Genomic DNA, 11,943 nt, shown 5'->3' on the forward strand with positions numbered 1-11,943 from the left:
TTTGTAAAGGTGGGGTGGGGGAGGAATGGGGTCTTGGGGCTTGTAGATATTATCAGAGTAGCTTGTGACCTTTTGAAAGGTAAGAAAGAAACCACATGGAGTCTGTTGACCGCATGTGGCTATAAGTTTGTTTTTAATTTAGATATTTCCTATGTAATTTCTTTCGTCTATGAATACATACCGCTTTTAATTATTAATATTTTCTATCTGGTTTAACCCTCAATTTTAAATATCTCGCCGAACTTATTGGCGAAGAACGTATTGCTTCGTAACACTGGTGCAGCTTCACCATCAATTTGAATGCCATAGGCCTCGTTGTTCCGCAACACATTAAAGCAAATCGTAGGTACTGCCTTCATGTCAATGGAAATACCGCTGTTCATGTTTTTGTTCACGTTATTCTTCTCCAGCAATGGGGAACTTAGTTGGGTTACATAAATGCCATTCATGTCATTCTCATAGCAATTATTGCTAGTAGCAGTACCCGATGATTCATCCAGATAACAAATGCCGTGCAGAGAATTCGTGAAGCACTCGTTTTGCTTTAACAGTGGAGCAGACTTACCCGATATATGGATGCCAAGCTCATTCACACTACAAAAATTTTGAGACACACTTCCCTTAGCTTCATCGTTGAAGGAAATTCCAAACAGCTTATTGTCACTACAACTATTCGAGAGGAGATCTACATTCGTCTGCTCATTGACAGCGATGCCCGAGTTCCCATTCATTTTACATATATTGTTTATTGCTTTCCCAGTCGCTTTTCCTGCAAAACCAATTCCATGCACATGATTGCTGTTGGTAATGCTGTGTGAAATAACTCCATAAGCATCATTGCTTATACCAACACCTGAATTATTTGAGTTGCATTCACAGTTTGTAATGGTAACCTTGGATTGCCCACTAGCAAATATTCCAACGAAACCATTGTTATTACATATGTTTTTTACTAAATCCGCCTTTATTTCTGCCTTTATAAAAATACCGGAATGATTATATTCACAAATATTAGAGTGTGCATTCACACTGGCGCTTCCGTCCAGTGATATACCGGTATCGTGATTATAGCAGCATGTATTTCCTTCCAGATCAAGTGATCCCTCACCAATGACATAGATTCCATGCTGTAAATTTTGATTACATTCATTGTTGACTACGATAGCTGACCCTGCTGCATAGTGGGCAATACCAGCGCCTCCGTTAAGTGAACAAACGTTACGCTCAACCACGAGCTTACCCTTCGTCTCATAACCAATCCCCAGTGAAAGATTCCTCTTACAGCTATTGGCCGCAATATATCCTCCTGCTAAATCTGAGAAATGTATGCCTATAGAATTTGCGTGGCACAAATTTCCTATTACCGTGAGAAATGCGTTGCCCTCGCCACGTATAGCATAGTTATCATTTCGTACCACTTCATTCCCCTCAATAGTCAATTCTACTTCGCCACTTCCGATTATTCCTTCCTCATTGGACCATATTCTGTTGGTCTCAAAGTGTCCTTTTGAGAATTCATACATCTGAACCCCAATTGCGTTATGCATAAGTTCGCTATCGTACATCTCTATGGTAGCATGATCGATAGCAGTAACTGCTGTTAACTGATGATTCCAGAATAGACTGCTCCGTATAACCATATTACTGGAGTTAGTTGCGACTGCTCCAACACCATTTCCATCAAATTTACAGTTGTTGACGATTCCTTCAGAAGTTCCTTTCCACAGCAGGGCTGACCCTCTCGATTCGGACTCCGAAGGATTATTAGGGGAGTTGGCACCTATAAACTCGCAACGTGTAAATGAGGCACGACCGCTATCAATTATGGCGATATTGCCTTCGGTACCACACAAATCAAAACGAATGCCCTCGGCATGCAATTCTTTATTTGAAGTCAACCGAAGCAACACATCCAACTTGCCTGTAATGATTGTATCTCCCGTTTCCGCACCGAGTAATCGCAGCGATTTGTCAAATACGAGCGTTTCGTTAAGTGTGTAAAAAGCCGCCTCCAGTTGCAGCTCAGAATGCTCCTTAGCCTCAGCAATAATATCCGCTAGATCGACGATGATGGTCGATGAGCCATAATCGATCTGCGACGCGGGTGCTGCCTCATTCAAATTTAGAGACTCTAACCCGCTCAGCAACTTCTTCTCAAGTTGTTGCAACTCAGATAGCCCATTGATCAATGTATCGGGGATCATTCCGTCGCTCATACCAAAAACGAACCTGTTAAGAGCTACTGTGGTTGCTCCAACTTCCCAACCCAGTAAACTGTTTATCATTGATTTAGCTGCGGTTGTCCAGTACAAGAGCTCTTGCTTACGGGCCGCTTCATCTAGCATTTCCTGCTGATTATCAAGCAACTTATCGAAATTATTAATTGTATCTTTTAACTTCACAACAATAAGTTGGGACAACTCGAATCCTTCCTGTTCGTTGCGATTTAGTCTCTCTAAAAAAAGCTTCAACTGCGATTGAAGTTCTTCCTCCCGTACATTTATTTCAGTCGCCTTGGTCTCCAATTGACTGGCACGCTCGTTAATAGCTTTGAGCTTGCCATCCCAGTCAAGAAGAGGCCTTCCGCCAAACATTCCGGATGAATTGTAAGTGTCATACTCTTTCTGAATCTGCTTATGTGCAATGTTATGTTTGTTTATACGTTGATGATTATTGTCTAACCCGCGATCGATTTCCGCGCGTTCTTTCCTCAAAACCTCAAGTACACCTATCATCATATCCAGCTGTACGTTCATCTTCATATAGTCATTGACCAGATCAGGCAGCGGATAATACGACTGTAAATTATATAGTGCCGTTTCTGCATTGAAGCTTGCCCAATTACTCAACTGATGCTGTACTTTACTTCGATTGTCCGTTAACTTTTGTATGGTTTGAGCTTGGTTATTAATCAGTGCATACGCATGTTCATATTTCTCATGCAGCTCATTGACTTGTTCTTGCAGACTGGAAATCGCATCATGTAAACGCGATAGCAGCCGCACGCCCTTCTTCATAGCTGCTTTATCATGTAACTCCTCCTGCAGCGCTTTCTCTAACTTCGGCCAGCCGCTTTGTCTAAGCAATGATGCATCACCGCTCAGTCTTGCTTCAGTTGCTTGCAGCGTCGACACGGCTTCCAGCCTACATACGCTTACACCCAATTTTCGCTGCACCTGCTTCAAGAAGGCTTCCAGTTCCCCTTCCTCCGAATCGTGCTCATCAATATAATTCACGACACCGATCGGCTTCCAGTCACCAACCAATTGTCCAAGCTTCGATAACTCAAGCCTTGAGGCAGCCTGACTATAGGGGAACAACCATAGTACTTGGTCAGCTCGCATCATGAATTTCTCAGTCACTCTCGTATGCTGCTCATTATTCGAATTTAATCCTGGCGTATCGACGATCGTAACCTTTTTCAAAAGCTCAACCGGTATTTTGACCTCTAAATATTCCACTAAAGCTCTCAATTGATTGGCATCTTCATCCCCCTCCGCGGACAGGGAATGCAGTCTTTCAAGAGGGTAAGCCTGAACCGTACCATCGAGCAAATGAGCGATAACCTCTGACTCCTCACCATAACTAAGCATCGTGATAACCGCTGTAGCCGGTATATCTCCGGTCTTAAGAAGATCCTTCCTACCAATCAATTCGTTAATAAAGCTGGACTTGCCTGTATTAAACAATCCCATAACGACGAGCAGAAGCGGCTTCGCCGCATCATTCGCAATCTGTTCCAGTTTCTCTGCATGTTCCTTCAGTTCCTCATAAGGCTTAAGCATAAATGCCATACGCTCTGCTGCAATTTGTACGAGAACATCCAAAGATTGACGAAGCGCTTGTTCAGGCAAAATCGGTGATCGCTGCGGCAGCTTGCTTTCAAGCTCCTCCTTCGATTTCCTCAAGATAGGAAGATCACTAACGGCTTTTTGCGCAGCAGCCTCATTAACGCTATTATCAACAATCCGTTTCGACCTCTTGTTCAGCAACAGTGCGCATACAACAATAATAAAGACTGCTATAGCTATAATTACTGAAGGCTGTAATGCCATGCGCTTATTTCCTCCCGTGCTTGAAGCAGTCGTTGCTTCTCCTTCAGTTTATCTTCCAAAGATTGCTTCATGCCGGAAATCTCAGCATCCAACCGCATCCTATGTACATTTACGATTTCTAAATACCGCTCCTCAGCAGCATGCCGAACAAGTTTGGCATTTGTAAGAAGCCAACTCTCGACGTGGCCGCTAAACTTCTCCATGACCTGATCAAGCGCTGCATCTAGCTCAGGGAGTAACTTCTCTCTCGCCTTTTTGAGCTGATCCTGCATCATATGTTTCTGAATAAAAGGGAATCCTGCCATTCCGACGACCGGTAGCAACAGTGGACCACCTAGCAGCATTGCAAGCATACCCGCCCCACCGGCGATAAGCCCGGCCATAATTGGTGTATTGCTTAGATCTGCTCCTGTTAACATTAATCCGTATTCCATGCTATTCAATTCGTTTGGCTTATTGTTTACAAGTAGCGGTCGAAGTGCTGTATTAAACTCAACAGCTAATGCGGTTGCCAGTTCCTGCTCCAGCATCTGCAACAGCTTAATCATTGCAGGCATATGCTGCTCGATCCATTGCTTCAACCGCCGCTTGACCTGCATAGGCATTTGGGTCTCTATTAAATCTTTAAGCTGAGTGCCTGCATACTGCATGACCATAAATTGCATATCTTCCTTTAATTGCTGCTCAAAATAAATAAGCGATTTACGAATGATTGCCAACATCTCGGTCTCGCGATCCATTGTATAATCGTCCATTTGCTCACGAATGGTATCATGACGTTTGATTAAACTTACCAGACCTTCTAGTTTACTAGTAAGCCCTTCACCCGTTTCTTGTAGCAAGGCGAGACGTCCGTCGAGTTCGCGTCCGATTGAATCAGCAATACTACGCATATGGAAGCGGAACCGATCCAGTTTTACTTCACCTTGCGAGCCATGTTGAATAAGCTGCTCTACTGCTTCCATAACTGCAGGGTATCCGGCTTCTTTAAGCTGCTCGTAATTACCGGATTGCCTAGCCTCTAACGCTGCCGTTGCACTATAAGGCAGAACTGTCTGCTTCTTGCCTCCCATTGCAGCAGCAAGCCGCTTGCTAATGCTTTCCAGATGTTTATTCGCATCTTCTTCCTCCACCTGGTCAAAGAAATTAGCGATGAACAGCAGACGTTCAAGTCCTTCCGAAAGCAGCGTATCCGTCAGAAAATCTTTCTCGGACCGTTTGACGGGTGCTGTCGCATCCAGCAAAAAAATGACAACATCGGCACGGGGAACAAACCGATACGTGACCTCAGCACGCTGTTGGTTCAAGTCATTCACGCCTGGTGTATCGACAAGAATGACATTCGACTCAAGTAAAGGAACTTTCATTGTAAGTCTCAAATAACGAACAGCATCAGGATCCACCGTTCCCTCAACGGAGAAAGTGTCAATATTCTGCTTGGTTAGCTCAAAATGCTCCGTTTTCCCATCCTCCAGATGGACGCTTAAGCTTCTTTTTTCACCGTAAATGACTGCGTTTATCGTAGCCGTTGTTGGGGTCACATCAACTGGCAGCAAATCCTCACCCAACAACCCGTTAATAAAAGTAGATTTGCCTCGCTTAAATTCTCCCAGAACGACGACTGTGCAAAAATCTTCTTTTATCCTTACTTGAAGTTCATCCAGTTCTCTCAAGAATACTGAATCTGTTAATAGCACGCTTACCAATTCCTGAGTTCTGGCAATGCCCATCAGTAATTCCGTCTTACTCGCTTCATAACTGCTCAATGCTATATGCCTCCTATTGCAATTCGTACTGTTTGGTTATTGCTGCCAAGCTCATCTGTCAGCATGACCAATCCTTCTACAACCTTGTTTAACTTCTTCTCCAAATGCAGCAAATAGGCTCTCCGCTCCTCCACGCTGGTTTCTTCGCTATTACGATCAGCTATAGCGCGGTGAAGTTGATCCGTAATAGCGCTAAGCTTGCGGCTAACTTCCTCTTCGAACTGAGCGGCCATTTCATCAACCATTCGGTTCCATTGTATGTCGAAGTCCTTGCACATCGCTGGAATAACATCACGGTAACGGCGCTCCACTTGCACGCGAATTTCTGCAAGAGCCTTTCCTCGTACCTTGCCATCGAAATAAGAATAAATAAAGCCTCCTCCAAACAACAACGCTGGCAGCGCAAGTGGAAGTGCCACATGGAGACCAATGACGGCCCCTACCAAACCCAATGAACCAATCCCCGTCTTCACAATAACTTCATCCTGATTGTAGAACGCATTATATCCCGACTGGTCCGCTGCATTCTCAGAAAAATTAAGAAAAAAAGTTTTCAAAATCGTTTGCTCTATGCCCTCCCACTCCTGTTCCAGCCTGCGATTTGCTCGGTCGACTTCTTCCTCCAAAAGTAAGTTCTGTGCCGCCCGAATACGCTCCTGCAGGGCAGTTTGTACTGGCGCTACAGAGGATTCAATCGTCTTTGCAATTTCTTCATTCTGCAGTGAACCCGTGTAATTTGTTACGGTCTGAACAGCTGTCGTTGCTACCTGATGTAAGCCAGATTCCCATTGCGACCGAATATGTATACCCCCACTGTTTAATGCAGTCCTTAGTCTCTGTATCGTCTCACTTGATGCATGTCTGACACGATCTAACTCATCCTGCACCCTGACAGCCCGCTTCCCCAACTCCTCAAGATTAGTGCCAATAGTCGATAAAGGAAGCTGAATCGCATTTTTCTTCAACTCATTCGCAATCCGTATCGTCCGCTCAAGCGGCTTAGCGAGCTTCACTTTGCCACGCTCCTCACTCAGAAAGGAACTGATAGCTGCTTCAAATTCCAAATATCCCGATTGATCAAAAGACTCAAGCGAACCTTCTACCTTCTCACCTGAATTGGCCAGACGAGAATTGAGGGCTTGCTTAGCAGACACGAGATACACCTTGAGATCCTTTATCGATGGCGACAATTGAGTAACGATATAGTGCATGACCTTCTGCCTTGCCTCATCCGTTGCAAGACGATCCTTAAAGTTAACAACAAAAAATATTTTTTGAATGTCCGCTTTAAAAATACGATCTTTCATAAAACTAAACTCTGAATCAGAAATTGGGTGGCGGGCAGAGAGTACAAATATTGCTGCGTCTGCTTCCGGAATGAATCTATACGTTATTTCCTCGCGAGCGGCGTCTAGATCATTCGTTCCTGGGGTATCAATCAGCTCAACTCCATCTTGAAAAATTGAGGAAGGATATCCAATTTCCGCATGTGCAATGCTTCCAAATTTCTCTAACATAACTCCGTACTCCATAATGGAGTCTTGATCGCTTGGATCTGGCTCGTCTGGAGCAACAATCTTTTTAAACTCCAGTTCGCTTATCTCGTGGTTTTTCCGGTCATCGCGATAATGTAACCGGTAATATGGTTCATTAGAATAACGAATTTTACTAAGCACAGTTGTAGTCGGATTCGGTGAGGCAGGTAGAACACGGCTCCCGAGTAGACCATTAACAAAGGTAGACTTGCCTCGGGAAAACTCACCAACAACAACAATTTTGAATATCTCATCTGTTAAGTTTTGTCTAGTGGATTGTAGTAGTCGCTCAGCCGCCTCAACCTCAAGTTCCTTTGCAATAAGCTGAACCTCTATAAGTGCGTCTACTAAATGCTGACGCCTGATGCGATACCAAGATAAATCGAGACCATTCATTATTATGTGCCCTTTCTATAGGTGGAATAATATAATTAATAGAAAACTTGTTGTTATAAAAAAAAAGAAACCCGCCCCGAAGGTAACAGGTCCCTTAAGTCATTCAAGGTCAGTTAAACGTAAGCCGTGGCAGTGTATATTCTTGAATATGAGCAAGCGGGTTAGAATGCTGTAATACGTTTTGGAATGAGTCATGATGGCTGAGATAAGCCAGTGGATCACCCGATGCGACTTCACCTGTGAACGGATTGGTGTTCCCAGGGTAAGAATAATTATTAAATGGATTACCATCCGGATGAGAGCGCATATGCGCTTTTACATGAGTACCGTCGTTACGAAAATGATCATCAACGAATATCGGATTATGAGAGTGGACGGAGTCATTGCCAAATGCTTTATCTAGCGCATCAGAATGATCTATATGACCGTTTTGGCTAAAATAATTAATATCCATAAGATTCACCTCATTGCATAATTTTCACTCTATTAACATTCCTCTACTAATTATACTCTCTCTATTGTGTCTATTCTACTAAATTTTCCTGAAATGCCCACAAATAATAGTACTTTAGAATTACGAGTGTAACAATTAATTCCTCCCAAAAAGACACCTATCGGTCTCCACGAACTGAATGAGAAGCCATTAGGAAAATAAATAGACTAGCGATCTCTTTTAGCAGATTAGTTCTATACTAACTCCATCATAAAAAAGCCCACGATTAAGTTCGTGGGCTTTAGTATTTATTCTTGCAAAGCTACATTCTGTTTAATACTGTATTACTCCGACTCTGAAACCAACGTAAACCGTTCATTCAAATGCTTCGGATTCTCGATTTCATCAACAATTGCAATAGCATAGTCTGCATAGCTAACATGGCTTTCACCTTTGGAATTAACAATCAAATTGTCTTTACCTGTTTGATAAGTACCAGTCCGTTTTCCCTCTGGATTAAAGAAAGCTGCTGGGCTTACAAAAGTCCATTTGATACCCGTACTATTTTTCAAATCCTCAAGATTTTTGCCTTGGTTAGATGCTGTTGGTTTATAGATATCAGGGAATTCTGGTGTGTCGATTAAACGAACTGTTTTTGCTTCATCTACAAATAGGCTTCCCGCTCCTCCAACTACAATCAGACGAGTCTCAGCTGCCCCTTGCAGTGCTGCAATAAGAGCTTTACCTGCTTCAACGTGCAAATGTTCTTGGCCAGGTGCTGCACCAAATGCATTCACAACAACATCGAAAGCTCCAACATCTTGAGCGTTTAGATCAAAAACATCCTTTTGAATAACCGCCACGTTTGAGTCGTTGATTTTCGTTGCATCTCTTACGATCGCTGTTACTTCATGACCTCTAGCCACTGCCTCTTTAAGTACTTGTGAACCTGCTTTTCCGCTTGCACCAATAATTGCTATTTTCATTTAAAAAAACCTCCATATATTTTATTCGAAAGGGTTCGTTGTAACTGAATTAGTTACAACTAGTATAAATTTTTTTACTTTTCTTTATTTTTAATTTCTTTTGACAAAACAGAAACCAATTCTTCCATTGTGATCTCCGAGAGAACCTTCTCCATTGCATGCTGTGCACGAGCTAGCAGCAGTTCAAGTACGACCTGAATGTTAGCGCCAACCGGACATAAAGGGTTCGGTTCTTCATGAATGTGAAATAATTGTCCTTCTTCCACAACATCAACCGCTCGATAGACCTCCAATAAATTGATTTCGTCTAAATCTTTATTCAAAAAAGCCCCGCCGCTTCCAGCACGAACTGTAATCAAACCTGCTTTTTTAAGTTGCCCCGATATTCTCCGAATTATTACTGGATTTGTTCCAACACTTCCTGCAATCCATTCTGATGTGCTATGTGTACTCGGATTAATCGCAAGCAATGATAAGATGTGTACAGCTACTGAAAAACGATTGCTGATCTTCATTTGTAAAACACCCTTCCGTTGTAATCATTATAGTTACAACAAAAATGTATGTCAAGTCGCTAAAACTGGGACAAATATAATACACATTTTACCATGCTCAACCTTTAATGATTATTTAAAGACCTTAGAGGCAGAAAATTGATCCTATATCCCTGTTATGAGATGCAAATAGAATTTATATGATAAGTTAAAACACTTTCGATACGCTCACTATTCACCCGCTTAGGCTCTAGCAAGGCATGCATAGCGATCCCATCAATTAAAGCATACAATCTCTCTGCTTCAATGGTTTTATCTAGACCTGCTCGAAGCAGATTGTATTGTTCTAAGTTATCAATTAGCTTTTTTATACCGATAAAAATACCGTCATGCTGGGCATCAAAAACATCTTCCGCCATATATCTGGTATGAAAGGTAAAAGCAAACCACACTTCCATCTCCGCCATTTTTTCACTATCCACCGGCACAAGCTCGAGAAGTATTTTCAACACTTTATCTTTTGGTGGAAGGTCAAGTGCAGCTATCTCAATTATACGAGCAGTTGCTTTATCCTTGACAAGTTTCATCGCAAAGCTAAGCAATTCATCCTGAGTCGAAAAATAGTGGCGTAATGCACCCAATGACAGTCCAGCTTCTTTGGCAATATTTCTAACACTCGCCCCTTTCATGCCTTGGTTTAGTATAACTCTCCACGTCGCTTCAGCAATATGATTTTTTCTTTCTAAATGATCAACTATTTTTGGCATGTACTTAGTTTAACAAAGGAGATATTAAAAAACAATTAAATAATACAATTGTATTATTTAAAGTCCGATGCTATAATTCTCATAGTTTAAATAATACAGCTGTATGACAAAGGATGTGTTGTTTTGAGTTTTGTTGCAGGCGTCATCATCGCGAGTGAAATAGCATTTTGGATCGTTATTATTTTAGGTCTAGTTACTCGTTATGTGTTCAAAAAAAACAAACTAGGCTTAGTCCTACTAGCACTAACCCCAGTTATTGATTTGATTCTTTTAATTACGACAAGTGTTGATTTATACCGAGGTTCCGTAGCTACGATGGCACATGCGCTTGCTGCCGTCTACATTGGGGTATCAATTGCTTTTGGAAAAAGTATGATTAGCTGGGCGGATGATCGCTTCCGTTATTATGTAACCAAGCAAGGTTCTAAACCAATTAAAAGGTTTGGTTATGATTATGCGAAACATTACTTAAAAGGATTTGGAAGGCATGTGCTTTCTTTTGTTATTGGAGCCGCCTTTTTGATTGCTCTTATCTATTTCATCGATGACTCCACTCGAACAGAAGCGCTTTATGGTGTTTTAAGGGTCTGGGCACTCGTTCTAGGTATTGATTTAGTCATTACGATGTCATACTTTATATGGCCAAGACAGAAAAAAGCAAAGCATGAAGAGATGTAAACCCCAAACTTAACCATCAAAACTACCTTTTTTCTCTTCTGCAGTAGGATGAAAAGGCTCTGATTCTGATCACACGATCTTATTCCAGCCGCTTCTGCTTGGGCTGCCTCTAAAACTCTGATTTGCATTAAATTTAATAGTTTCCTACATAAAACTAAAAAAGGGCTGTCCCAAAAGTCGCTAAAACCGAGAGCTACCACTCAGGTTTATGACTTTTTGGACAGCCCTTTCTATACAACCTTCTACTTAGAGTTACGATTGACTAGTTTGATTGAAATTGAGCTAGTTTTTAGCTCTATTTCTCTGAAAACATGCTAAATTTGTGGAATAGAGCTAAGTTCTAGCTCTATTCTTCCCTTTTTTCGTCGTATGAGCTCATACCCGCTACTTTTCTTGAAATTAGAGCTAGTTTCTAGCTCTAATTCTCCGAAAACATACTGATTCTGTGGAATAGGGCTAATTTCTAGCTCTATTCCTTCCTTCTTTCGTCGTATGAGCTCATATCCGCTACTTTTCTTGAAATTAGAGCTAGTTTTTAGCTCTATTTCTCTGAAAACACACTAATTTTGTGGATTAGAGCTAATTTCTAGCTCTATTCTTCTCATTTATCGTCGTATGAGCTCATATCCGCTACTTTTCTTGAAATTAGAGCTAGTTTTTAGCTCTATACCTCTGAAAACATGCTAATTTTGTGGATTAGAGCTAATTTCTAGCTCTATTCTTTCCTTCTTTCGTCGTATGAGCTCATATCCGCTACTTTTCTTGAAATTAGAGCTAGTTTTTAGCTCTATTTCTCTGAAAACACACTAATTTTGTGGATTAGAGCTAATTTC

General features: G+C 41.8%; 8 protein-coding genes. 1 reads left to right on the top strand and 7 read right to left on the bottom strand.

What is annotated here, in order from left to right; all coding sequences use genetic code 11:
- Positions 1–212: 212 nt before the first annotated feature.
- The 7 genes from AC0YOD_RS25370 to AC0YOD_RS25400 form a co-directional block, all read right to left on the bottom strand.
- Positions 213–4,055: a right-handed parallel beta-helix repeat-containing protein gene (locus AC0YOD_RS25370; RefSeq protein ID WP_475802127.1), complete on the bottom strand. Its 3,843-nt coding sequence runs from the start codon at positions 4,053–4,055 to the stop codon at positions 213–215.
- Positions 4,034–5,821 carry a dynamin family protein gene (locus AC0YOD_RS25375; RefSeq protein ID WP_475802128.1) on the bottom strand — a complete coding sequence of 596 codons (1,788 nt, stop codon included), beginning with the start codon at positions 5,819–5,821 and terminating at the stop codon, positions 4,034–4,036. Before AC0YOD_RS25375 ends, AC0YOD_RS25370 begins: the two co-directional genes overlap by 22 nt.
- Before the next feature lie 2 nt (positions 5,822–5,823).
- Positions 5,824–7,752 carry a dynamin family protein gene (locus AC0YOD_RS25380; RefSeq protein ID WP_475802129.1) on the bottom strand — a complete coding sequence of 643 codons (1,929 nt, stop codon included), beginning with the start codon at positions 7,750–7,752 and terminating at the stop codon, positions 5,824–5,826.
- Positions 7,753–7,861: 109 nt separating this feature from the next.
- Positions 7,862–8,206 carry a hypothetical protein gene (locus AC0YOD_RS25385; RefSeq protein WP_475802130.1) on the bottom strand — a complete coding sequence of 115 codons (345 nt, stop codon included), beginning with the start codon at positions 8,204–8,206 and terminating at the stop codon, positions 7,862–7,864.
- Positions 8,207–8,529: 323 nt separating this feature from the next.
- Positions 8,530–9,171, bottom strand: coding sequence for an NAD(P)-dependent oxidoreductase (locus AC0YOD_RS25390; protein ID WP_475802131.1), 642 nt, complete (start codon positions 9,169–9,171; stop codon positions 8,530–8,532).
- Between the two features lie 74 nt (positions 9,172–9,245).
- Entirely contained in the window at positions 9,246–9,686 is a 441-nt protein-coding gene (locus tag AC0YOD_RS25395) for an Rrf2 family transcriptional regulator (RefSeq protein ID WP_475802132.1), read from the bottom strand.
- Positions 9,687–9,841: 155 nt separating this feature from the next.
- A complete protein-coding gene (locus tag AC0YOD_RS25400; RefSeq protein ID WP_475802133.1) occupies positions 9,842–10,432 on the bottom strand; it encodes a TetR/AcrR family transcriptional regulator in 591 nt (196 codons plus the stop codon).
- 123 nt (positions 10,433–10,555) lie between these two features.
- Here AC0YOD_RS25400 and AC0YOD_RS25405 point away from each other — a divergent pair, with 123 nt between their 5' ends.
- The gene (locus tag AC0YOD_RS25405) at positions 10,556–11,110 is read left to right on the top strand and encodes a hypothetical protein (protein ID WP_475802134.1); all 555 of its coding nucleotides are present in this window, start codon (positions 10,556–10,558) and stop codon (positions 11,108–11,110) included.
- Positions 11,111–11,943 lie beyond the last annotated feature (833 nt).

Source organism: Paenibacillus sp. J31P13 (assembly GCF_056269295.1).